The organism is Streptomyces sp. SS7, from assembly GCF_037993025.1.
Classification (GTDB): domain Bacteria; phylum Actinomycetota; class Actinomycetes; order Streptomycetales; family Streptomycetaceae; genus Streptomyces.
Map to the genome: position 1 here is coordinate 4,274,787 of NZ_CP141223.1, position 22,552 is coordinate 4,297,338.

Annotated in this window: 22 protein-coding genes; 8 read left to right on the plus strand and 14 right to left on the minus strand. The window is 69.1% G+C overall.

Features of this window, described 5'->3' with window-relative positions; all coding sequences use genetic code 11:
• Positions 1-55: 55 nt before the first annotated feature.
• The 14 genes from accC to U5640_RS19765 all read right to left on the minus strand — a co-directional run bounded on the left by accC (position 56) and on the right by U5640_RS19765 (position 13,710).
• Positions 56-1,408 carry an acetyl-CoA carboxylase biotin carboxylase subunit gene (accC, locus tag U5640_RS19700; RefSeq protein ID WP_340377073.1) on the minus strand — a complete coding sequence of 451 codons (1,353 nt, stop codon included), beginning with the start codon at positions 1,406-1,408 and terminating at the stop codon, positions 56-58.
• 9 nt (positions 1,409-1,417) lie between these two features.
• Positions 1,418-1,900, minus strand: a complete 483-nt coding sequence (locus U5640_RS19705) for an acetyl-CoA carboxylase (RefSeq protein WP_340377074.1) — start codon at positions 1,898-1,900, stop codon at positions 1,418-1,420.
• Positions 1,897-3,606, minus strand: a complete 1,710-nt coding sequence (locus U5640_RS19710) for an acetyl-CoA carboxylase carboxyltransferase subunit alpha (RefSeq protein WP_340377075.1) — start codon at positions 3,604-3,606, stop codon at positions 1,897-1,899. Before U5640_RS19710 ends, U5640_RS19705 begins: the two co-directional genes overlap by 4 nt.
• Positions 3,603-3,950: an antibiotic biosynthesis monooxygenase family protein gene (locus tag U5640_RS19715; protein ID WP_340377076.1), complete on the minus strand. Its 348-nt coding sequence runs from the start codon at positions 3,948-3,950 to the stop codon at positions 3,603-3,605. Before U5640_RS19715 ends, U5640_RS19710 begins: the two co-directional genes overlap by 4 nt.
• A 14-nt stretch (positions 3,951-3,964) precedes the next feature.
• Positions 3,965-5,590 carry an FAD-dependent oxidoreductase gene (locus U5640_RS19720; RefSeq protein WP_340377077.1) on the minus strand — a complete coding sequence of 542 codons (1,626 nt, stop codon included), beginning with the start codon at positions 5,588-5,590 and terminating at the stop codon, positions 3,965-3,967.
• Between the two features lie 25 nt (positions 5,591-5,615).
• Positions 5,616-6,848 (minus strand): ketosynthase chain-length factor, encoded by a 1,233-nt coding sequence (locus U5640_RS19725; RefSeq protein ID WP_340377078.1) that lies wholly within the window; start codon positions 6,846-6,848, stop codon positions 5,616-5,618.
• Positions 6,845-8,110 carry a beta-ketoacyl-[acyl-carrier-protein] synthase family protein gene (locus U5640_RS19730; RefSeq protein WP_340377079.1) on the minus strand — a complete coding sequence of 422 codons (1,266 nt, stop codon included), beginning with the start codon at positions 8,108-8,110 and terminating at the stop codon, positions 6,845-6,847. Before U5640_RS19730 ends, U5640_RS19725 begins: the two co-directional genes overlap by 4 nt.
• Positions 8,110-8,529: a cupin domain-containing protein gene (locus U5640_RS19735; protein WP_340377080.1), complete on the minus strand. Its 420-nt coding sequence runs from the start codon at positions 8,527-8,529 to the stop codon at positions 8,110-8,112. Before U5640_RS19735 ends, U5640_RS19730 begins: the two co-directional genes overlap by 1 nt.
• Positions 8,526-9,548, minus strand: a complete 1,023-nt coding sequence (locus U5640_RS19740; RefSeq protein WP_340377081.1) for a class I SAM-dependent methyltransferase — start codon at positions 9,546-9,548, stop codon at positions 8,526-8,528. Before U5640_RS19740 ends, U5640_RS19735 begins: the two co-directional genes overlap by 4 nt.
• 49 nt (positions 9,549-9,597) lie before the next feature.
• Positions 9,598-9,930 carry a TcmI family type II polyketide cyclase gene (locus U5640_RS19745; RefSeq protein ID WP_340377082.1) on the minus strand — a complete coding sequence of 111 codons (333 nt, stop codon included), beginning with the start codon at positions 9,928-9,930 and terminating at the stop codon, positions 9,598-9,600.
• Between the two features lie 7 nt (positions 9,931-9,937).
• Positions 9,938-11,488 (minus strand): AMP-binding protein, encoded by a 1,551-nt coding sequence (locus tag U5640_RS19750; RefSeq protein WP_340377083.1) that lies wholly within the window; start codon positions 11,486-11,488, stop codon positions 9,938-9,940.
• Positions 11,489-11,604: 116 nt separating this feature from the next.
• Positions 11,605-12,066, minus strand: a complete 462-nt coding sequence (locus U5640_RS19755; RefSeq protein WP_340377084.1) for an SRPBCC family protein — start codon at positions 12,064-12,066, stop codon at positions 11,605-11,607.
• Complete coding sequence (locus U5640_RS19760) at positions 12,066-12,326, minus strand: acyl carrier protein (RefSeq protein WP_340377085.1); 261 nt, start codon at positions 12,324-12,326, stop codon at positions 12,066-12,068. Before U5640_RS19760 ends, U5640_RS19755 begins: the two co-directional genes overlap by 1 nt.
• A gap of 46 nt (positions 12,327-12,372) precedes the next feature.
• On the minus strand, positions 12,373-13,710 hold the full coding sequence (locus U5640_RS19765) for a methyltransferase (protein WP_340377086.1): 1,338 nt from the start codon (positions 13,708-13,710) through the stop codon (positions 12,373-12,375).
• Positions 13,711-13,953: 243 nt separating this feature from the next.
• Between U5640_RS19765 and U5640_RS19770 the strand changes: the two genes are divergently transcribed.
• The 8 genes from U5640_RS19770 (at position 13,954) to U5640_RS19805 (ending at position 22,552) form a co-directional block, all read left to right on the plus strand.
• Positions 13,954-14,517, plus strand: a complete 564-nt coding sequence (locus U5640_RS19770) for a PadR family transcriptional regulator (RefSeq protein WP_340377087.1) — start codon at positions 13,954-13,956, stop codon at positions 14,515-14,517.
• Between the two features lie 189 nt (positions 14,518-14,706).
• Entirely contained in the window at positions 14,707-16,164 is a 1,458-nt protein-coding gene (locus U5640_RS19775; RefSeq protein WP_340377088.1) for a DHA2 family efflux MFS transporter permease subunit, read from the plus strand.
• 283 nt (positions 16,165-16,447) lie between these two features.
• Positions 16,448-17,248, plus strand: a complete 801-nt coding sequence (locus tag U5640_RS19780) for an AfsR/SARP family transcriptional regulator (protein WP_340377089.1) — start codon at positions 16,448-16,450, stop codon at positions 17,246-17,248.
• A 988-nt stretch (positions 17,249-18,236) separates the two neighbouring features.
• Positions 18,237-18,743, plus strand: a complete 507-nt coding sequence (locus U5640_RS19785; RefSeq protein ID WP_340377090.1) for a helix-turn-helix domain-containing protein — start codon at positions 18,237-18,239, stop codon at positions 18,741-18,743.
• Between the two features lie 195 nt (positions 18,744-18,938).
• Positions 18,939-19,502 (plus strand): hypothetical protein, encoded by a 564-nt coding sequence (locus U5640_RS19790; RefSeq protein WP_340377091.1) that lies wholly within the window; start codon positions 18,939-18,941, stop codon positions 19,500-19,502.
• A gap of 10 nt (positions 19,503-19,512) precedes the next feature.
• The gene (locus U5640_RS19795; RefSeq protein WP_340377092.1) at positions 19,513-20,706 is read left to right on the plus strand and encodes an MAB_1171c family putative transporter; all 1,194 of its coding nucleotides are present in this window, start codon (positions 19,513-19,515) and stop codon (positions 20,704-20,706) included.
• Positions 20,706-21,311, plus strand: a complete 606-nt coding sequence (locus U5640_RS19800; RefSeq protein ID WP_340377093.1) for a hypothetical protein — start codon at positions 20,706-20,708, stop codon at positions 21,309-21,311. Before U5640_RS19795 ends, U5640_RS19800 begins: the two co-directional genes overlap by 1 nt.
• A 515-nt stretch (positions 21,312-21,826) precedes the next feature.
• On the plus strand, positions 21,827-22,552 hold the full coding sequence (locus U5640_RS19805) for a hypothetical protein (RefSeq protein WP_340377094.1): 726 nt from the start codon (positions 21,827-21,829) through the stop codon (positions 22,550-22,552).

Below are 22,552 nucleotides of genomic sequence, written 5' to 3' on the forward strand. Positions count from 1 at the left end.
CGAGCCACGTGCGGCGTGCAGCCGACGGCCTGGCCCGCTGGTGTGCGCCGACTCGTCAGCCGGCCTCGAACTCCCGGGCCAGGAAAGAGGTGCGTGCCCGACCTGCGCGGAACACCGGGTCGGCCAGCACCTTGCGGTGGAAGTCGATCGTGGTGTGCACGCCCGGCCCGGACACGCGCATCTCGGCCAGGGCGCTGTCCATCCGGGCGAGCGCGGCCCTCCGGTCGGGCGCCCAGGTGATCAGCTTGGCGATCATCGAGTCGTAGTGCGGCGGAACGGTCCCGCCAGGCACGCTGTGCGTGTCCACCCGGACGCCGAAGCCGCCCGGCACCCGGTACTCCACCAGCCTGCCCGGGGTCGGCGCGAAGTCCCGGTCGGGGTCCTCCGCGTTGATCCGGCACTCGATCGCGTGACCGATCAGCGTGACGTCGGACTGGTCGAACGACAACCGCTCCCCCGCCGCCACCTTGATCTGCTCGGTCACGAGGTCCACTCCGGTGATCATCTCCGTCACCGGATGCTCGACCTGGATCCGCGCGTTCATCTCCATGAACCAGAACCGTCCGTCGTCGTCGAGGAGGAACTCCACGGTTCCGGCGCCCTGATAACCGACGGCCTTGGCGCCGCTCAGCGCGGCCTCGCCCATCTCGTTGCGCAGCACCGGGTCCAGCGCGGGCGACGGACCTTCCTCGATGAGCTTCTGGTGCCGGCGCTGCACCGAGCAGTCCCGCTCGCCCAGATGCACGGTGCGCCCGTGCGCGTCGGCGAGGATCTGGAACTCGATGTGCCGCACCGACGCGGCGTAGCGCTCGACGTAGACCCGGCTGTCGCCGAAGACGGCCTGCGCGCTCGAGCGGGTGCGCCGGTAGGCCGTACGAAGGTCGGCGGCGGACTCGACCACCGCGATGCCCCGTCCGCCGCCACCGGCGACCGCCTTGACCACGAGCGGGTACCCGATGGTCTCGGCGTACGCCGCGGCCTCTTCGTACGACGCCACCGGTGCCGGGCTGCCGGGCAGCATCGGCAGCCCGGCACCCGCCATCAGCTTGCGCGCGGTGGCCTTGTCGCCCACCGAACTCATGACCTCCGGCGACGGCCCGATGAAGGTCAGGCCGTTGTCCGCGCAGATCCTGGCGAAGTCCGGGTCCTCGGAGAGGAAGCCGTAACCCGGGTGCACCGCTTGCGCGCCCGTCTTGAGCGCGGCACCGACGATGTTCGGCATGTTGAGGTAGCTGCGGCGCGGCTGCGCCGGCCCCACGCACACGGCCTCGTCGGCGAGTCGCACGTGGGTGCTGTCCGCGTCGGCCTCGGAGTAGACGGCCACCGTGCGCACGCCGAGCTCGCGACAGGCGCGAAGGACACGTACCGCGATCTCGCCCCGATTTGCGATGAGAACCTTGTTGAACACGACAGTCCCCTACTCCCCGGACTCGAGCGCGAACAGCCGCTGTCCGTACTCGACCATCTCGCCGTCGTCGGCCAGCACGGCGGCGATGCGGCCCGCTCGGTCCGCGGTCACCGGAGTGAACAGCTTCATCGTCTCGATGAGCCCGACCTGCTGGCCTTCCTCGACCGTGTCTCCGACCTCGACGAACGGGGCGGCCTCCGGCGAGGAACGCAGGTAGAAGGTGCCGACGACCGGAGCGGTCAACGACGCTCCGGTGCCGTCCGGCTCGATTCCGTCCGGTCGTGCGGCGTCGTCGGGCCCCGTGCCGGCCGCCGGGGAGGCCGGCGCCGTGAGAGCGCCCGGGACGATGTCCCGGCCCCACTCGACTTCGACGACGCACCCGTCGACCTGCACCATCACCCTGCGCAGCGGGCCGGGCAGCTTCGTAACGATGTCGTGGACGGCCGCTCCCAGATGCGACACGTCCGCCGGCCTCTCGGCGATGGATGTCATCGCGCCCCCTCACTCAGAGCTGACTGGTGTTCGGGTGAGCCGAAGCCGGCGAACCTCCGGTACCGCTGTGCCACGAGGTCCGCGGGCTCGTATGCGACGAGCTCGGCGAGAACCGGGAGCAGCACCGCGCGGACGGTTGCCGCCGTGGTGTCCGGGTCGGTGTGCGCGCCGCCTTCCGGCTCCGGCACGACTCCGTCCACCACGCCCAGTCGCATCAGGCTCCGCGGTGTGATGCCCAGTTGCTCGGCCGCGCGTCCCGCGGACGACGCGTCCTTGAACAGGATCGTCGAGCAGCCCTCCGGGCTGATGACCGAGTAGTAGGCGTTCTCCAGGATCAGCACCCGGTCGGCCACACCCAGCGCCAGCGCGCCTCCGCTGCCGCCCTCGCCCGTGACGATGGAGACCACCGGTACCGGAAGGCCGGACATGTACTCGATGCAGCGGGCAATGGCGTAGCCCTGCCCGCGCTGTTCTGCTTCCACGCCCGGATAGGCACCCGGGGTGTCGATGAAGGTCACCACCGGAAACCCGAACCGGGCCGCGTAGCCCATGAGACGGCGGGCCCGGTGGTAGCCCCATGGCTGCGGCATGCCGAAGTTGCGCGCCACCAGCTCGGTGATGTCGTGTCCCTTCTGGTGCCCTATGACGACCACGGTTCGGCCGCCGATCGAGGCGATGCCGCCCACGACGGCCCTGTCGTCACCGTTGCCCGTGCGGTCGCCGTGCAGTTCGACGAAGTCGTCGAACACGTCGGCGCAGTAGTCCGCCGTGGTCGGTCGGCCCATGTCCCGGGCCCGTTTCACCAGGTCGGCCGCGGCGATCTCGCCCACCCGCTCGATGTCGGTGACCAGCGGGCTCGGCTCCGGGTCCGCCACGACCGCGGGCGCCGCGTGCATGTGCAACAGCCTGGACAGGTTCGCCCGCAGTGACTCGCGCGGCAGCACCATGTCGACCTGGCCGCTCTCCGCGAGGAACTCCGCGGTCTGGAACCCGGGCGGCAGCTCCTGGCCGATGGTCTGCCGGATGACTGCCGGGCCGGCGAACCCGATGCGGGCCCCCGGCTCGGCGATCACGATGTCGCCCAGCGTCGCGAACGACGCGGTGGCACCGCCGTAGGTCGGGTCGGTGTTGAGATTGACCGTCAGCACACCGGCCTCGTGCAGTCGGCGCAGTTCCTGACTGGTCTTGGCCAGCTGCATCAACGAGATCGCGCCCTCCTGCATCCGGGCGCCGCCGGACGCGGAGACGATCAGCAGCGGGACCCGGTCGGTCAGCGCCCGCCGGGCGGCGCGGGCGATCAGCTCACCGGCGACCGATCCGACGCTGCCGCCGAGGAACCCGAAGTCCAGCGCCGCGACCAAGATCGGCAGGCCGCCGATGGTGCCGGACACCCCGACCACCGCGTCGTTGTTGCCGCTGCGCAGCCTGGCCTCGGCCAGCCGCGCCGGGTACGGCTGCGTGTCGGTGAAGCCGAGCAGGTCGACCGGCGTCACGTCGGCGTCGAACCGGCGCACGCTGCCGTCGTCGAGCAGCATGTCGAGCCGCTCGGCGATCGTCACCCGGGCGTGATGCCCGCACTCGTAGCACACCTTGAGAGTGCGCTCCCAACGCCTGCGGTACAGCATCTCGCCGCACCCGGCACAGCGCAGCCAGTCCTCGGCGGCCCCGCCGAACCGCGACGCGCGCTCGACCGGCGCCGCTGTCATGCCGACTCCCCGTCCACGAGGTCAGTGGCGCTGTGGGTGTAGGCGACCTCGCAGAACACCGGCTCGATGTCGGCGAGTCGGCGGCACTCCTGGAAGTGCGCCTGCACGTCCGGGTGCGCCCGCATGGCGTCGAAGTCCTCTTTGCTGCGCCACTGGGCGTAGTTCACGACGTGCCTGCCGTCGTGCCCGAGATGCACGTTGGCCGAGACGTAGCCAGGGAACTTCGTGATGACGTCGGTCGCCTCCAGGATGACGTCGTACATCCTGCGCTGGTCCTCGGGCTTGACGCGGAAGACGTTGATCAGCGTGTAGTAGCCGTTCTCCACGGCGATGACGTTCCCCATCGGCCGCTCGCCCCCTACGCCCGGGCGGTGATCGTCGACAGCGCGGCCTTCAGCTCGGCGGCCGCGTCGACGACGGGGCCGGCCGACCGGTAGCCGACGAAGCCGTCCGGGCGGACCAGGACCGCGCCCTCGGCCGTAATCCCGCTGTGTCCCAGCCAGGAGCCCTCCTTGTCGGTCAACTCCGCGTCCGGCGCCACCCGGTAGGCCTTGAGCGGGATGCCCAACCCGTCCGCAACGGCGGTCGCCGCGTCCACCCATGACTGACCGCGCTCACCCGCGAGCAGCACGAACGAGTCGACGGCCAGCTCGACGGTCGAGATCCGCCTGCCGTCCTGCTCCAGCCAGGAGTGCGGCACCCGCAGACCGGGACGGCCGTCGATCCGCAGCTCGGTCTCCAGCGCCTCGCCCGCCTCGCTGCCGACGAACGCCGCGGAGTGGTAGCGGTAACCGGTGCTGATGACGGTCGAGTTGCGCAGCTCCGGGTGCCCGCCGTCACCGTTGGTGCGCGTCTCCTGCCGCAGGTACGCCTGGTGGGCCGTGGCCGCGCCGACCGGGTGCCGTTCCGCCTCGTAGCTGTCCAGCAGGCTCTCGCCGGCCCAGCCCTTCAGCACCGCGGCGATCTTCCACGCCAGGTTGTGCGCGTCCTGCATTCCCGAGTTGGCGCCGTAGCCTCCGGCCGGCGGATGCACATGGGCCGAGTCGCCGACGAGAAACACGCGACCGGCCCGGTAGGTCTCGGCGACCTCGTGGGCGAGGCGCCACTTCGTCACCAGCTGCACGTCGATCGGGAGGTCCGCGAGACCGGTGGCGGTCCGGACGTACTCCAGCGCCCGCTCCTTGGAGACCTCGCCGTCGCCGTGCTGCTCCGGCTCCCAGAACAAGCCGAAGACCCATCGGGTGTCGTCGAAGCGATGGAGCAGGCCGGACGCCTGATTGAGCAGGTAGCAGATCAGGAAGCGGCGGCCGTTGACCACCGAGTCCAGGTCGGCGGCGAAGAGCACCGACAGCACGTGGCCCATGGTGCCGTTGCCGGTCCGCTTGATGCCGAGGCCCTCGCGGATCGGGCTGGCGACGCCGTCGGCCGCGATCAGGTAACGGGCACGCACCCGGCGCTCGACACCGGTCGCGTTGTCCCTGACGACGGCGGTGACGCCGTCCTCGTCCTGCTCGTAGGAGACGAACTCGGTATTGAAGTGGATCTTCGCGCCGCGTGCCTCCGCCTCGCGGATCATCATCGGCTCGATCTTGTCCTGGCCGCACCACACAGGCTCCTGAGGGCTGGCACCCTCGACCTCGACGGTGCCCTCCTCCATGACGAAGGCGGAGCCCTCACCGATGTCGGCAACCCGCTTGGCGCCCAGGATCGCGCGCGGCAGCAGTGCGGGTGAGCTGTGGTCCTCGACCCAGTGCTTGCCGGGGACCAGGCGCAGCCCCTTCTCCCGTATCTCCGGTTCGAGGCCGACGCCGTGCAGCAGTTCCATGGTGCGCGCGCTCACACCCGCCGCGCGCAGCAGCACCGCGGTGGTCTCGTTGCGCTCGACCAGATGCACGTCGACGCCCTGCTGGGCGAGGAACAGGGCGGAGGCCAAACCGTTGAGTCCCCCACCGACGACCAGAACACCGGTCTGTACGGTTTCCATCAAATCCTCCATCGGAACTTCTGCCTCAGACCGCGCGCACGACGAGCGCGGAGTTGAACCCGCCGAGGCCGCGCGCGATGACGAGCGCGGAGCGAATCGGCGTCTCACGGGGTTGGCCGACCACCAGGTCGAGGTCGTATCCCACCGGGGTGTCGACCGGTTGCGGCATCGCGGGGATCACGCCGTCACGGATCATGAGCAGCGCGGCGACGGTGTCCAGCGGGCCGCCGCCGGAGTAGAGCCGTCCGGTCAGCGCCTTCGGCACCGCGACCGGCACGCCACGGGGGCCGAACACCTCGGCGATGGCCCGCGCCTCGGCCAGGTCGAGGTCGAGCGCGCCGATGGCGTCGGCGAGCACCACGTCGACCTCGTCGGGACGCAGCCCGGCGTCGGCCAGTGCCCCGCGGATCGCGGTGGGCAGCGTGCCCGGGCGGCCGGTGCGCGGGTGCGGATCGAACGTCGCCGCGTAGCCGGCAAGCTCCCCGTAGAACCGCTCCACGCCCCGGTCTCTGGCCTCTTCGTGGTTCTCCAGGGTCAGCAGGGCACCGCCCTCGGCGGGCACATAACCCGCGGCCTGCCGGTCGAACGGCAGATACGCGCGGGTCTCGTCCGCCACCTCGCTCATGTAGCCGTTGGGCATCTGCGCGGCCAGGCCCCACGGGCACAGCGGCGCATCGAGTCCGCCGCACAGAGCCACCTTCAGGCTGCCCCCCGCGACCAGCCGCCGGGCGTGCGCAAGCGCGTCAAGCCCACCCGCCTGCTCGGTCACCACGACCGAGCTGTGGCCCTTGATCCCGTGGTGGATGGAGATCTGGCCGGTGTTCACCGCGTAGAACCAGGCGAACGACTGGTACGCGCTGACCAGGTGAGGGCCGGTGCTCCAGAGCTTCTGCAGCTCCTTCTGGCCGAACTCGAAGCCGCCGCAGCCGTTGGCGGTGATCACACCGACGTCGAACTCGTCGAGCTCGGACACGATGACCCCCGCGTCGGCAAGCGCCCAGTCGGAGGCTGCGATCGCGTACTGCGTCACCCGGTCGGTCTGCGGACGCAGCCTGCCCGGCACGTGCTCGCGCACGACGAAGTCGCGGATCTCGCCGCCGACCCGCACCGGGTACGTCTGCGGTTCCCAGCGACTGAAGGGCGCGATGGCACTGCGGCCCTCCAGGATCGCCGACCAGTACGTGTCCACCCCGAGCCCGTTGGGCGTCACCGCGCCCAGTCCGGTCACGACGGTCCGACATTCCACAGTGGTGGTCACGTCCAACTCCTCGGCCCCTTGAGGACGGCAGCGCTCTGGAATCCGCCGAAGCCGCTGGCGACGCTGAGCGCGGCGTCGACGCGTCCGTCACGGGCTGTGCGAGGGACGTAGTCCAGGTCGCATTCCGGATCGGCGACCTCCAGGTTGGCTGTGGGCGGCACGACGCCCGTGTCGATGGCGAGCGCACAGGTGGCGAGTTCGATCGCGCCGACCGACCCGAGGGCGTGCCCGATGGCCGCCTTGATCGAGCTGACCGGCACCCGGTACGCCGTCTCACCGAGGCTCTTCTTCATCGCGGTCGTCTCGTGCACATCGTTCTGTCTGGTGCCCGAGCCGTGCGCGCTGATGTAGCCCAGCGAGTCGAGGTCGAGCCTGGCCTGGCCGACCGCGACCCGGATGGCCTCGGCCATCTCGTGGCCGTCAGCACGCAGGCCGGTCATGTGGTGGGCGTTCGCGCGGGTGGCGAAGCCGGCCATCTCTGCGTAGATGTGTGCGCCGCGCTTGCGTGCGTGCTCGTACTCCTCCAGCACGAGGACGGCGGCGCCCTCACCGAGGACGAATCCGTTGCGGCGCAGGTCGAACGGCTTGCACGCGTGCTCGGGGTCGTCGTTGCTCGGCGACGTCGCCTTGATCGAGTCGAAGCAGGCGACGGTGATCGGCGAGATCGGCGCGTCGGATGCGCCGGTCACCATCACGTCGGCGGAGCCCTCGCGGACCAGCTCGAAGGCGTGGCCGACGGCATCCATGCCCGAGGTGCACCCGGTCGAGACGACCGTGGTGGGCCCTTCCGCGCCCGCCGCCCAGGCGATCTCCCGGGCGAGTGACGTGGGGACGAAGTAGTCGAAGATCCACGGCGCGGCCTTGGTGTGGTCCACCAGCCAGTCGGCTCCGCTGTTGCTGACCGCGGCGTACTGGCTCTCCAAGCCCATGGTGCAGCCGATGGCCGTACCGATGCTGACGCCGATTCGGCCCGGCTCGACGGTCTCCTGGTCGACTCCGCTGTCCTGCATGGCCTCACGCAGACAGGTCAGAGCGAACTGCACCATGCGGTCGAACCTGACGGTCTCGTGTGCGTCGAAACCCTGGGCCGCCGGGTCCCAGTCGACCTCGGCGGCCATACGGGAACGGTAGGCGCTCGCGTCGAACAGTGACACCGGACGGGTCGCGGTGCGGCCCGAGGTGATGAACTCCCAGAAGTCCTTGCGGCCGACGCCGCCAGGGGCACACAGGCCGATGCCCGTGATGACCACCCTGCGCATCATCAACCTCCTACCTGCGGTGGTATGTCGTTCGGGCTCGGTGCGGGTTCGAGGTCCACATGGCCCTGGCCGGGGGTCGGTGCGAGCGGTGCGATGTGGTAGACCGCGAACATCGGGACGTCTCCGTCGTTGCGGAACCGATGTGCCTCGCCGCGCTCGATGAACACGGCCTCCCCGGGCGGCACGCTGTGGTGGACGCCCTCGACCTCGACCTCCAGGACGCCCTCGGTGACGTAGATGAACTCGTCGGAGAACGGATGCAGATGCCGGGACACGTACTCGCCCGGCTCCAGCGTCATCGCGCCCATGAAGCCCGATGTGGCCCCGACGCTCCTGGGCGTCAGCAGGGCCCAGTCGGAACCGCCCATGCGCGTGCTGCTGACGACGTCGGCCAAGCCGACGATGCGCCGTCGAGTGGTCATGTGTCGGCCCTCGCCTCGGCCTGCTCGGCGGTCAGGACGTGGAAGGCCAGACCGGGGACGGCCTCGTCGGCCAGTCCGCGCAGCCCCGCCTCGCCGAGCATCCGCTCGTAGGCCTCGCCGGAGTGCACATGGCCGCCGGTCGTCCAGATCAGCATGAGGATGTCGAACAGGTAGGGCGCCGGGTCCTGTGCGGGCGGCTTCTCCGACGTGGTGAAGCCGACGAGTCCCACCCGGCCGCCCGGTGTGAGAACACTCGCTCCGCGCTTGAGCAGTTCGAGCGCCTTTTCCTCGCTGAAGTGGTGCATGACGTTGGTGATCAGCACCAGGTCGTACGGGCCGCCCAGGTCGGTGGTGAACATGTCGCCCGCGAGGTAGCTGGTGCGGTCGGCCACCCCCATGCGCGTGGCGTGCTCCTTGGCGACCGGGAGCACGTTGTCCCAGTCCAGTGACCAGACGTGGGCGTGCTCGAAGGCCTGGGCCACCGAGTAGCCGTAGACGCCGTGTCCGCAGGCGACGTCGAGGACCTTCAGCTCCTGACGGCCGCGGGCCCAGTCGCCGATCTGCTCGACGAGGATGCCGGCGGTCGGTGCGGCGACGACGTGCGCGTGGGTGGCGAAGTCTTCCCAGAAACCGTAGTTCGGGGTCTCCGCGTTGTCGTCGAGGACAGTGCCACCGTTGCGGACCGCGGCGCTGATCTTGTTGACCGCATCCCACTCCGCGTCGCCCGCGAACACCGCGACCATGCCTCCCGCGTAGCCGGCACGGGTGGTGACCAGCAGGTCGGCGGTCTCGGGCGATATCCAGTAGCGCTCCTTTTCGGTCTCCACCACGCGGATCGCGGCGAGCGCGTTGAGCAGGACCTCGACGCCCCGCGGGGCGGCGCCGACGGCCTTGGCCACCGTCTCGACGCCGACGGGGCCGTCGGCCAGGTGGTCGAACACGCTGAGCTGGATGCCGGCCTTGAGCACGCTGGTCTGCTTGTAGGCCGTCATCATCGTGAACAGCTCTTCGCGATTCATGTGCGCTCGCCTTCCCGATTCGTACGTGCGGTGGTGGGGGACGCGACGATCACGCGATGTCCCAGTTGTAGAACTCGATGGCCCTGCTGTCGTACGGGCTCTGCCAGTCGGGCACGATCGGCGTCAGCAGCGGCTTGAGGCGCGCGGAGGTGTCGGCGAACAACGGGTGGTGGCGCGAGTCGATGATCCGCTGCATCAGGTCGCCGTCCAGGTCGTCGGGCGCCTCGACCAGGTGGAAGTACAGGCCGTTGTACTGGAACAGGGTGCGGCGTACGGCGCCGATCTGTTCGGGCAGGCCGGTCCTGTCGTGGTCGGCGAAGATGTCCGCCACCTCGCCCGCGTCCGACGGGTTCATCCTCATGACCAGAAGTGCGCGCTGCATGCTCTCCTCACTCCGTTTCGTGTTCGGCCGGACCGGACGCGGGCCGCTCGTGGTGGCGCTGCAGGGTCTTCGCGATCTCGGCCCGGTCGACCTTGCCGTTGAGGTTCAGCGGCAGCCGCTGCACCCAGGTGAAGGCGCGCGGGACCATGTGCGGCGGCAGAAGCGCGCGCAGACCGGCGTCGAGTTCCCCGGCGTCGGCCCGGGTTCCGGTGTAGACGGCCTCGAGCTGCTGCCGGCCGGCCGGCCGGGTCATGACGACCACGGCCTCCGCGACCGGTGCCAGGGTCCGCAGAGCGGCCTCGATCTCGCCGAGCTCGACGCGGTAGCCCTGAACCTTGACCTGGTGGTCGATGCGCCCCAGGTGCACCAAGCCGTCCGGCGTGCGCTGCACCAGGTCGCCGGTGCGGTACCACAGCTGGGCCGGGACCTCGGCTCGCTCGCCGCTCGGAACACCGACGGTGCCTTCGAACTCGATGAACCGGTCGGTGTTGTCTGCGGTGTCGAGGTAACCGGCGAAGCGCTGCGGCCCCCGCACGCACAGCTCGCCGAAGTCGCCGGCGCGGCCGTCCTCGCCGACGAGGATCGCCTCGTGCTCCGGGTACACCTCGCCGATCGGCACGGTGCCGGTAGCGGTTCTCGGCCAGGTGGCCAGGTCGGCATCGAGCCGGAACTGGCTGATGCTCAGCGTCAGTTCGGTCGGGCCGTAGAGGTTCTCCAGCACACTGCCGGGAGCTGCGGCCTGCCAGACGGTCGCCTGGTCGACGGTGAGGGACTCCCCGCAGAACAGGGACCAGCGCAGACCGGGCATGGCGCCGGGGGGGAGCCTGCCGAGCTGGGCGGACACCGAGATCACCGACGGCACCGAGAACCAGTGCGTGATGCCCGCCTCGACCACGAACCGGGCCGGGGCGAGCAGGTCTCCCCGGGAAGGCACGACCAAGGACGATGCGGAACCCCACGTCGCGAACAGGTCGAACACCGACAGGTCGAAGGAGAGGTCGAAGGTCTGGCTGACCCTGCAACCGGGGCCCATCTCGTACCGCTCGATCACGTGCCGCAGGAACGCGTCGACGTTGCGATGGGTGACGGGCACGCCCTTGGGGACGCCGGTCGACCCTGAGGTGAACAGGACGTAGGCGATGCCGTCGGCGTCAGCCTGACGCGGCTCGGCGGCGGCGGTCGGCTCGGCGGCCGGGTCGTGCCGGACGACCGTCGTGGACAGCTCGATCACGGTGTCGGTCACCACGACCGGAACGCCCGCGGCGGCGATGACCGCCTCGGTCCGTGCCCTCGGCCAGGCCGGGTGCAGGGGCACCACGGCGGCGCCGATCCGCTGGATCGCGAGGTAACCGGCGTACGCGGTCAGCGACCGGTTGGCGTGCAGGCCGACCGCTTCGGGCGCGTCCATGGCAGCGAGGACGTCCGCCGCGAGTCCGCCGGCGATCCGGTCCAACTCGGCGTACGTGTAGGACTTCCCACCCACTTCGAGGGCGACGGCGTCCGGGTGTCCGGCCGCGCCGACCGCGAACCACTCGTACATCGTGCGGGCGTCGGTCATGCTTCCTCCGACAAAGGGACTGGTCGAGCTGGATGACGATATGGACCTGATCGGTCCATGACATGCGACAGGGTCGTCCGACGGGGCGGGAAGGGGGTCCGCCCCGGCAGTTCCCGTCAGGCGTTGACCTTGCCCGCCGCCGCCTCGATCTTGGACTTGATGGCGGCCATCTGAATCAGCGTGTTCTCGTTGATCCGCTTGGTGATGGCCTCGATGGTGAACGGCGCGTCGGGCTTGCGCTCGAAGTCCTGTTGCCAGCGCATGCGGACGCCGTCGCCCTCCTGGGAGTACTCCCAGTTGATCTTCATGTACTCGAACGGCCCGGTCTCGATGCGATGCGCATGAACGGTTCGGCTCGCCCTGTCCGAGGTCCGCTCGCTGACCCAGCTCCACACGGAGCCGTCCGGGTCGGGCACCATCGTCAGCCGGAAGCGGACGGTGCTGCCCTCCTCGTGCAGGACCTCGATCGCGGCGTACTCGGTGAACAGGTTCGGCCATGACCGGACGTCGTTCGTCATGTCCCACACGAGGTCCAGCGGGGCGTCGATGAGCACGGAGTTGTCGGTCTGCGAAGACATCAGGCGCTTTCCCTTTCCTTCAGGCTCGTCGACACCAGCTCGACGATCCCGCTGAGCGACTGTTCGTTGGTGGTTTCCGGCAGCTCGACGCCGTATTGCTCCTTCACCACGGCCTGCAGCTCCAGGATGCCGATCGAGTCGATCCCCAGCTCGGCCGGCCTGCTGCCCCATGCGCCGTCGATCGCATCGTCGTCGACGCCGAGATTCTCGATGAGAATCGCCTTCAGCGACTCGGCGTCGAACTGCGTCGCCGTCGTCATGAACTCCTCCTCCTGTGATCCTCGAGAAAAGCGGGAGCGGTCGTGATCAGACCGGCTTGGCCTCGAGGAGGGTCCAGTGGAAGACGTTCGGCTGACCGACCAGCTCGAAACCACTGCGCCTCAGCAGGGCGGTCCAGTCGTCGAAGGTGCGCTCGCGACCGCCGAAGAGGACGAGCATGTCGACATCGAGGAACTTGCCGTGGTCCCACGCGTTGCCCGGGTCGAGGACGGAGTCGAACACCAGCAGGCGCGCGGCCGCGTTGTCGCCCATCTTGCGGCGGATCTCCTTGAGGATGCCCTCGGCCTGTTCGTCGTTCTGCCAGTGCAGCACGGCCTTGAGCAGGTAGGCGTCGTAACCGGCCGGGACATCCGCCCGGGTCAGGTCACCGCCCTCGATCTCGACGCGCTCACGGACGCCGAACTCCTCCAGCAACGGGCCGGCCTTGGCCACGACGCTCGGGTAGTCGTACAGGTAGGCACTCATCTCCGGATGGCGCTTGAGGACCTGCGCCAGGAAGAAGCCGTCGCCGCCGCCGAGGTCGGCCAGACTGGTGAAGCGCTCGAAGCGGTACTGCTCCAGTTCCTCCTCGACGAACTGGCGGCTCCAGAACGACATGAACTGGTCGAAGAACCGGCCGACTTCGGGGTTCGCCGACAGGTAGTCCGGGAACGACACACCGAGCGTGCGCTCGAAGGAGGGCTCGCCGGTCCTGACACTGTGCAGGATCTCGTCGAACGGCCGGTGGGTCAGCTCGATGTTGTTGTACCTCACCAGCGGCAGCACGCCGTTGGGGTTGTCCGAGCGCAAGCCCTCGGCCAGCGGAGTGAGGCCGAAGGTACGGGTGGGTCCTTCGACGAAGATGCCGACCGACGCCGCGCAGCGCAGCACGCGGTAGAGCGACACCGCGTCGGCACCGGCCTTCTCCGCGATCGTGTCGATGTCGAGCGGGCCGTCGGCGACGACATCGGCGACTCCCAGCTCGGCGAGCGTGTAGACCACGCGGGCGAGCCTGCCGCCACAGGCCAGCAGCAGCAGCTGCTGGGCGTGCAGCGAGGACGCGTCATTGTGGCTCAGGTCGAACGCGCCGGACGACGTATGCACTGTCATTCCATTCCCCATTCCGTCATGCTGGCGGGATCGCAGAAGTTCGTTGATGGTGTCGAGGACCTGCCGGGGGGTGCGCATCTCGGCGAGGATGCCCTCGGCGAGATCGAGCCCGTAGCGCGCCTTGATCTGGCTGACGACCTCGAGCAGTTGAACGGAGTCGTACCCGAGCTCCTGGAAGAGCACATCGACGACGCTCACGTCGAGCTCCCCCTCGTCGGGCTCGCCGGCGTGGGCTTCGATCAGCTCGACGAGCTCCTCAAGGGTGAACTCCTGCATGGTTCGGTCTCCGCATCTGATGAGACTGAGCGACTGGCCCCCGGAGGACGTCACGGGACTTCACCGCTCGCCCTTCCCCGGCTTCACCGAACGGTTCCACACGGGTGTCCAGTAACCGTCCAGGGCGGGTTCGCGGGTGGTCCCCGACGGGTTCAATGCCAGTCCGGAGATGCACTTCGCAGGTGATCCGGGCTGGTCGCAGCGCTCGACGACAACGCCCTGGCCCATGTTTAACTAGGCGCCATGAGTAGCACTCGTCTGTTCGTTCTCGGGGTCCTCGCCAAGGGCGAGCCGATGCACGGCCACCAGATCCGCCGTGTGGCGCAGACCGACCGAACGGAGCTGTGGACCGACATCAAGCCGGGCTCGCTCTACGGTGTGCTGCACCGGATGCAGGCCGAGGGCATCATCACGGCCGTGCGCAGCGAGCAGGAGGGCAACCGGCCCGAGCGGACCGTCTACGCCATCACCGAGGAGGGCCGGACCGAGTTCGCCTTCCTGCGGGAAAAGGCTCTGCGCGACATCAAGCTGCGTCCCGACCCGGTCGACCTGGCGTTGCAGAACACCCAGGACGTGAGCGCGGACGAGCTGCGCACGATCCTGGAGAACCGGCGTGCCGCCGTGGCCGGCGAGTTGGAGGCCTGGCGCCAGCTGCAGAGTGCGGCGGCGCCGTACATCGTGGGGCTGGAGCGCATCATCATCCGCCACACCGAGACCCGGCTCCGCGCAGAGCTGGAGTGGCACGACGAGCTGCTGGCCCAACTACCGCAGCTGCTGGCCGAGAGGGCACAAGAGGACGCCGAGTAGCACGGCTGACACTCAGCACGACCGGGGCGGATCACCTGCGGGTGTCCGCCCTTTGCCGTGCACCCGACTCGGAGGCGACTAGCCGCACGCGTCTACTCTTGCCCAATCACTCGCACATGAGTAATCTCGTGCGAGGGGGCGGCCCGACCGGAGCCACTCCAGCACTGCATCGACCATGAGAGGTGCACGATGGCTCCCGAGGCCACCAATCGACAGAACAATCCTTGGATCGCGATGGCGATCCTGTGCGCGGGCCTGTTCGTGACCGTGCTCGACACGACGATCGTCAACGTCGCGATCCCCAGCATCATGTCCGACCTCGGTGCGGGGCTGGACGAGATCATGTGGGTCGTTTCCGCCTACGTCCTCGCCGTCGCGGTACTGATCGTCACGGCCGGGCGCCTCGGGGACATCGTGGGCCCACGCACGATGTTCCTCATCGGACTCGCGGTGTTCACGGCGGGATCACTGCTGTGCGCGCTCGCGGACTCACCGGCGCTGCTGATCACCTTCAGGGCGGTGCAGGGCATCGGCGCAGCGCTGCTGACACCGCAGCCGATGACGCTGATGATGGCGATGTTCCCGCCGGAGAAGCGAGGAGTGGCCGGCACCGTCTGGGGCATTTCCGCCGGTGTAGCGGCTGCCGTCGGGCCGACGCTGGGCGGCCTGCTGGTGACCTGGCAGGGGTGGCCCTGGATCTTCTACATCAACATTCCGGTCGGGATCCTGGCGTTCGTCCTGACGCTGGTGTTCGTGCCGAACCTGCGAACGGCCAACCGCCTGTCGCTGGACCTGGTGGGGGTCGTCCTGGCAAGCCTGGGGTTCTCGGCGTTCACCTTCGGCCTGCTGGAGGGCGAGCGGTACGACTGGGGGACCATCAGTGGTTTCGTGAGCATCCCGCTGGTGATCGCGGCCGGAGTGGCGCTGCTCGCGGTGTTCGTGTTCACGCAGGCCCGGGCACGGAAGAACGCCCTTGTCCCGTTGTCGCTGTTCCGGATGCGGAACTTCTCCCTGGCGTCGGCGGCCGGCCTGGCGATCTCGCTGGGACTGACCGCCATGTGGGTGACGCTGAGCATCTACATGCAGTCGGTGCTCGAACTGTCCGCTCTCCAGACGGGGTTGGCTCTGGCGCCCGGGGCTCTGGTGATGTTCCCGATCTTCGCGGTCGCCGGACCGATCATCGACCGGACCGGCGGCAGGTGGTTCCTGGTGTCCGGACTGACGATCTTCGCGGTGGCGGCAGCGTACGTGATGCTGATGGCGCGGAGCGAGAGCAGCCTGTGGCTGATGCTGCCGGGCGTGGTTCTGGCGGGAGTCGGCCAGGCGGGCGTGTTCGCGCCGATGGTGGCCATCGCGATGTTCGAGGTTCCGGAGAGCGACATGGGGGCCGCGTCCGGGGCGTTCAACGCCATTCGGCAGGCGGGTTTCGTCATCGGGGCCGCGGTGGTGGGTGCGCTGCTCGAAGGCGGGGTTGCTGCGGCTCGGGCCGAGGGGATGAGCATGGGCGAGGCGTTCGCCGAGGCGATGGTGCCCACCATGAGCGTCGTCGTGGGGGTCTTCGTCCTGGTCGCGGCTGCCTGCCTGGCGGTGACGCGTCCGGACCGGCCGGCCACGGCCGATGCGGGATCTGCTGCCGTGACCGCCTGACCGGTTCGCTAGAGGCCGGGGCCCAGCGGCTCCGGCCTGTCCTCATGAAAGATTTACCTACCAGAGCGAACGACGGAGTTCGACTTTCCCCGGGGAGGCGGCCCGAGCTCCCTTGCGCGCAGTCATTGCATTGTCAACATCCCGCTTGGTAGTGTCAAAAAAACACTCCCCGATCGTCACCCTTGCGGATGACCTACCGCAGGGGGTTTTGCGCCGGGCCCCGCGCCCGAGCACTCCCGGACGATCGGCAGAGAGTTCCATTGCCACGCTCCACGGGGGGATCGTGAAATTTCTACTGCTCGGAAATCTCGAGATCAAACAGGCCAATGGTGACTCCGCCTCAGTAACCAGACTCAGGCAGCTTCAAGTACTCGCCAACCTGCTGGCCATGCCGAACACCGTCATTTCGACCGAAAGGCTCATGCGAGGTCTCTGGGAGGACAGAGCCCCCGCCTCGGCTCGCGGAAACCTGAAGAGCTACGTCTGTGACCTGCGGAAAGTCCTCGTGAGGCTGGACGTTCCCATCGAGACGATGAACGGCGGCTACCGTATCGTCCTGGACCCGGCAGACGTCGACGTCACGCTATTTGACCAAGAATTGACCTTGGCGAATCGGGCATTGGCAACGGGCAATCATCTTCCGGCGATGGAGCATCTGCGCACCGCCCTCGGTTACTGGCGCGGACCGGCACTCGACGGGCTGGCCGACAGTTCACATCTCCTCGGCGCAGTTGCAGCCAAGCTCAACGACAAACGATTGACTGCGGTTCAACAATTCGCCGGGACATGCCTTCGGATCGGAATGCAGTCGATGGTGCTTCCCTATCTACGGGACGCAATTGCCGAAGACCCGCTGCGGGAGAAACTCACCGGTTATCTGATGCTCGCCCTTTACCGTGAGGGCAGGCGGGCAGAAGCCCTGGCGAGCTATCAAACGCTGCGGACCGCGCTCGTCAGCGACGTGGGCGTCGAGCCGTGCCGGGAGATCGAGATCCTGCACCAGCAGATCCTCACCGACGATCCGTTACTGGTCCGGCGCGAGATGCTGGACAGCCTCGACTCCTCCGTGGTGGCCGCTGCCTGACGGGACGGACCTCCTGGACCGCCGTGCCGGACGCCGTCCGGGTCCGGCCGGCGAGCCACCGCGGTGACCCGCGCCCGCCTCGACCCCCGCCTGTCCGTGACGCCGTCGGTCGCCTCGTGCGCGACGGGCGGTGACGGTGCCGGGCGATACCGACATCCTCGTCGCCACGGACACCGGATGGGTCACCCGCTTCACCCGCGTCGTCACGGGCCAACCCGCCGAGCCGGTCGGTCGGCCGCGCCGGGCTGACGCCACGCGCCACGATGCAAGCTTCTTCCGGTCCACCCCGCGCGGCGGGCAGCCCCGCGGCTGGGCCACGGGCCGCGACACGACCTCGCACAGCATGGCCGAAGCCTTCCCCCGGGGATCGGCCGCACCCCGTCTGCGAGGCTGCAGCTCTGATCTGCGCCTCGCGAACTCCACTTGTTCCCGGGCATGTTGATCCGGCTGAAGGTCGGCCGCCTGGCGACGAGCGGACCTGGCCGGCCATTGCCGCCCACCCCCGGCCCCGCTGCCTGGCCCCGCCGGCGCCCCGCCGCCCGGCCGGCAGCCGGCGTGATGACTTCCGCGGCGCACGCCGGGCGCCGATCGAACCTGCGCTCCCGGCCCGGCGGGCCGAACACCGCGGCCATCGGCCCGGGCCTCCCGCCCTGGAATTCCTTCCGGCCACTTCCACCCCAAGCGATCGCCCATGGTGGACACCGCGCCGGGGGTGCGGCACGCCCCGCACCCCCGGCCCCGGTGACCCGCCCCCGTTGCGGACGGTGCAGCGTGCCCTCCCCCGTGGACGCACGCTGCACCGTCTACTTTATTTTACGGGCTGCCCCCAGGATGTCGAGAGGACCTTCGGATTGTCAATCAAACTTTACGACCGCCGCGCCGCTATCCTCGTCCGTGAACCTCGGTGCACAGTGAAGGCGCGCAGTGCGGGTGCGGCTGCCGGAGGAGACCGGTGATGTCGGCGGGGTCAGCAGCGAGGGGTGATCGAGTGGAGAGCCGGAACCCGGCGAGCGGGCGCACCATCGCTCAGAAGCTCGACCACCTGATCCACACCGTCCATCCCCCGGACCGCGGCCCGCTCAGCTACATGGAGATAGCCGAGGGAATCCGCACGAAGGCCGGACCGGACGGGCCGACGGTGTCGCATGCCACCATTCAGAAGATCCGCAAGGGCGAGATCACCGATCCGAAGGTCAGCACCCTCACCGTGATCGCGGGCTTCTTCGGCGTACCGGTGACCTACTTCTTCGACGACTCGGTTGCCGAGCGCGTGGACGCCAAGCTCGCCCGGATCAAGGAGCGGGTCGAGCTGACCCGGGCTCAGCGAGAGCTGGTGAAGATCCTGGAGGACAGCGACGTACGGGACGTCGCCCTGCGCATGAACGGCCTGTCGGCCGGAAGCATCCAAGCGATCCGCGGAGTTATCGACCAGGCGCGCAGGCTGGAGGGTTTGCCCGAGCCACCACCCGGCCGTGCGCGGGAGCCACGGCCCTGAAGCCCGATCCGCGTGTGGCCGAACTGCATCGGTGTGCGGTACGGCCGACTCGGCGCAACTTGAGCATGAGCACCTCATGACCTAGGCTCACGCGCAATTACGTTCGCTTCGCTCAGCGGACAACGCTTCGGCGGAATGTCATGGAACCTCCGGGACTTTCGGCCGGCCCAGGTCTGCCCGGCCAGCGAGGACCGCATGTACATCACGCGCCGACGCGCCCGCTGCGAGGCCATAGCCGACGTGGTCGCCATCCCGCGCCCCTTCGACCTCGACACCTTATGCGAGGGCCTCGCCGCCCAGCGGGGCCGTCCGTTGCGCCTCGTCCCACTCGAGGGTGACCCGAACAGCAGCTTGCCCTGCGGGGTTCTGGTGGCCACCGAGCACGCGGATCTGATCTTCTACGAGCCGGCGACCAGCGCCCTGCACAAGCTCCAGATCGTGCTGCACGAGCTCGCCCACCTGCTCCTCGGCCACAGCGCGCCGGACGCCGAGCGGCCCGCGTACGCCACCAGGCTGCTGCCGGACGGCGAAGACGACGAGGACGACCTCGGTATGGACCTCGACCAGGTACTGCACATCCTCGGGCGCACCAGCTACAGCGACAACCAGGAGAAGGACGCCGAGCTGCTGGCAACGATTCTCAGCCATCGCATCCTCGACCGCGAGGCCACCACGAACCCCGTGCTGGAACGGCTGGGCGACGCCCTCGGCCACCCCATGCGCACCTTCACGGACACTCCCCGAGATCGCAGATGGTGAGGGCGCGCGTATGAGCACCGCCGTGCTGGTCCTGCTGTGGATGGTGGCCGTCTGGCGTGCCCCCTCAGCCGTACGGTCGTCGAAGCAACGCACCCTGTGGGTCGCCTTCGCCGCACTGACACTCTCCATGACCCTGCGCAGCCCGACCATCATGCACGCCATCGACAGCGGCAGCGGAGTCAACAACCTGTCGACCCTGCTCAAGCACTACCTGGGCATCACTGCGGCGGCCGCCGTCCTGGAGTTCGTCTACGTCATCGCCCGACCCCAGAGCCGTGCCGGGGTCCGGCGACGGATGGCCGTCGTCGGGACGACCATGGCCGTACTGACCGTACTGTTCGCCTTCGTGCCGCGCCGGACCGAGGCCACGGACTTCTTCGAGCACAGCGCCGGATCCGTCCCGGCCACCGTCTACCTGCTCGTCTGGCTCTCCTACCTGGCCACCGCGATGGTCATGGCCACCCGGCTCTTCTGGGGCTCCAGCCGCCACGCGGGCGCGGGCTGGCTGCGCACCGGCCTGCGGCTGCTCGGGGCGGGCACCGCGGTCGGGGTGACGTACGCGCTGTCCCGGTCCGGCTACCTCGTCCTGCGCCTCACCGATGCGGCCGGGCCCAGCAGCGACGCGAGCGCGAGCACAGTCACCGACACGATGAAACTCACCGGCATCGGCCTGATCCTCGTCGGCAGCTCCGTCCCGGCTGCCGGAGTGGCCTGGCGGGCGGCCCAGCACTGGCGGTACGTACGCGCGCTGCGCCCCCTGTGGCAAGACCTGACCGGGGCGGTCCCCGAGGTCGTGCTGGGCGAGGAATTGCGCCGCCGGGAGCTGCGGATGCGGCTGCACCGCCGAGTCGTGGAGATCCGCGACGCGATCCTGGCCCTCCAGCCGTACGTCTCGGCCGCCCAGCGGGACGCCGCCGATGCCGCCGCGCCGGCCGCCCGGCAGGACCTCGCGGAGGCCTGCTGGATCGAGACCGCCCGCCACGCCAAGCTCGCGGGCCTCGTCCCCTACGACACCGTCCAGCGCCGAGACGTCGGCCCCGCCGAGGATCACGCAGCCCTCGACCTCGAAGCCGAGGCTCAATGGCTGCAGCGCATCGAGGCAGCACGGGGGGACGACGTCGTACGAAACTTCGTCCGCACCCACGGCCCCCACGGTCAGGGCACGCACGACAGCCACCACTCCGCCCAGCAGAAAGCCCTCTAGTGACCAGCACTGAAACCGTTGCCGACGCCCCGCGGGAGTCCCGCGCTGCTCGCCTCGTCACCGACGGCTTCGAGCCGAAGAACTGGATCCTCGTCGTCACCCTGCTCGTCGGCTGGCACGCCGACGGACTGGCGGGGGTCGGCTGGGGGCTGTTCGGCGCGCTGTTCGCGGCCGTCATCCCGGTGCTCTTCATCAAGCTGGGTATCCGGCGCGGCACCTGGGCCGACCGTCACCTCGGCGTGCGGCAGCAGCGGCTCGTGGTCATGGTCTTCATCATCTGCTCTGTCGCCACCGGCACCGTGCTGATGAGTTTCCTCGGCGCCCCGTCGGCCATGGTCGCACTCATCGCGGCGATGGTCTCCACCCTGGTCATCCTCATGGCGATCACCTTCGCCTGGAAAATCTCCGTCCACGCCGCGGTCTCCTCCGGCAGCATCACCATCCTCGCCCTCACCTACGGCCCCTGGCTGCTGGCCGCATACTCCCTGGTCGCCCTGATCGGCTGGTCCCGCGTCGCGCTGCGCGACCACACCCCGGCCCAGGTCGTGGCGGGGGCGGTGCTGGGCTCGGTGGTGGCGGGGCTGACGTTCTCGCTGCTGCGGTGACCACCCCCGGAGCGGCGCCGATGCAAGGGTTCGCCGGGAAGGGCACCTCGGGTGGGGCTCGAGTCGGCGGCGGCTGAAAACCGTACGGGTCCCGGTGGGTGAGGGCTCACTGTCAGGTGCCGGACAAGGCGGGCTACCGCCTCCATGAGTATCCGGACCTACGCTCCGACCCCGCAGCCGGGGCGCAGCCGGCTTCGCGTGCCTGAATTTGCCCACTGGTCACTCAGCGGCCCATTCCGCGGCCCTCTGCATACATAAGGCGTGGCATTCCAATAGATCGACGACCGCACACATTGCGCCACCGATCGATCAGAACAAGACACTCGATCGCTAATTGGCGACAAACAGTGACGGGCATCACCCTTCAAATCAGACCAAACGACACGCCTCAAACCCAGAAAGCCCTTGCTGGCACCGTCTCTATTGGGTAACTTTTCAACCAGGAGAACCGGGGGGGGGAAGCCATCAATCGGGATCAGTCTGAAACAGGTAGTACACAATTCACTCACGACCCCGTGGAACACGCGCTGCTGAAAGCACGGGATCTCATCGATTCCGCCGTTCTTGAATTCCGTTCTCTTCCCGCGACGCGTTTCGTGGAGTTTTCCGCCGACCAGCTGCAGGAGGCGCCCGGTGCCACCCTGACGGACCTGGTGGCCCAGGCCCGGCGCACCGTGCTGATCTCGCTGTCCGGCCGGAGCGGGCAACTGGCGGCCGTACGCACCGCGCTGAGCGACCTCAGGGCCCGGCCCAGAACCGGTCGAGGCCGGAGTACCGTCCGCGTGCTCGGGTCCGCCTCAGCACTGCGGGAGCTGCCGGCCTGGGCGGGGGCGGCCGACCTGGCGGAACTGCGAGTGACCGGCCGCCCGCTCGCCGAGTCCCTGGTGGTGGACGCCGAGGAGGCGCTGATCCATGCGTCGGGCGACAGCGCGGGTGGCCTGCTGGTTCGCGACCGGGCCGCGGTCCGCGTGCTGGCCTCGCTGTTCATGGGGGCCTGGGACACTGCGCTGGCCTGGCCGGACTATCTGCTGCTGGACGCCTATCTCTCCACCGACACCGCACGTGGCGTCCTGGCCCGGTTGCACGCCGGCTCCACGGACGCGGTCGCGGCCCGTGAACTGGGCCTGTCCCTGCGCACGTACCGCAGGCACGTCGCCAGAATCCTGGATTCGCTGGGAGTCAGTTCCCGTTTTTCCGGTGGTACCCGAGCAGCCGAATTACAGTTGCTTGACATGCCTTGA

Bases quoted from the DNA above. Each gene is read 5' to 3' on its own strand.
- U5640_RS19795 (WP_340377092.1), top strand. From the start codon at position 19,513: ATGAGCACCGCCGTGCTGGTCCTGCTGTGGATGGTGGCCGTCTGGCGT.
- U5640_RS19750 (WP_340377083.1), bottom strand. From the start codon at position 11,488: ATGACCGACGCCCGCACGATGTACGAGTGGTTCGCGGTCGGCGCGGCC.
- U5640_RS19730 (WP_340377079.1), bottom strand. From the start codon at position 8,110: ATGATGCGCAGGGTGGTCATCACGGGCATCGGCCTGTGTGCCCCTGGC.
- U5640_RS19720 (WP_340377077.1), bottom strand. From the start codon at position 5,590: ATGGAAACCGTACAGACCGGTGTTCTGGTCGTCGGTGGGGGACTCAAC.
- U5640_RS19715 (WP_340377076.1), bottom strand. From the start codon at position 3,950: ATGGGGAACGTCATCGCCGTGGAGAACGGCTACTACACGCTGATCAAC.
- U5640_RS19735 (WP_340377080.1), bottom strand. From the start codon at position 8,529: ATGACCACTCGACGGCGCATCGTCGGCTTGGCCGACGTCGTCAGCAGC.
- U5640_RS19710 (WP_340377075.1), bottom strand. From the start codon at position 3,606: ATGACAGCGGCGCCGGTCGAGCGCGCGTCGCGGTTCGGCGGGGCCGCC.
- U5640_RS19705 (WP_340377074.1), bottom strand. From the start codon at position 1,900: ATGACATCCATCGCCGAGAGGCCGGCGGACGTGTCGCATCTGGGAGCG.
- U5640_RS19765 (WP_340377086.1), bottom strand. From the start codon at position 13,710: ATGCAGGAGTTCACCCTTGAGGAGCTCGTCGAGCTGATCGAAGCCCAC.
- U5640_RS19740 (WP_340377081.1), bottom strand. From the start codon at position 9,548: ATGAATCGCGAAGAGCTGTTCACGATGATGACGGCCTACAAGCAGACC.
- U5640_RS19790 (WP_340377091.1), top strand. From the start codon at position 18,939: ATGTACATCACGCGCCGACGCGCCCGCTGCGAGGCCATAGCCGACGTG.
- U5640_RS19760 (WP_340377085.1), bottom strand. From the start codon at position 12,326: ATGACGACGGCGACGCAGTTCGACGCCGAGTCGCTGAAGGCGATTCTC.
- U5640_RS19755 (WP_340377084.1), bottom strand. From the start codon at position 12,066: ATGTCTTCGCAGACCGACAACTCCGTGCTCATCGACGCCCCGCTGGAC.
- U5640_RS19770 (WP_340377087.1), top strand. From the start codon at position 13,954: ATGAGTAGCACTCGTCTGTTCGTTCTCGGGGTCCTCGCCAAGGGCGAG.
- U5640_RS19745 (WP_340377082.1), bottom strand. From the start codon at position 9,930: ATGCAGCGCGCACTTCTGGTCATGAGGATGAACCCGTCGGACGCGGGC.
- U5640_RS19775 (WP_340377088.1), top strand. From the start codon at position 14,707: ATGGCTCCCGAGGCCACCAATCGACAGAACAATCCTTGGATCGCGATG.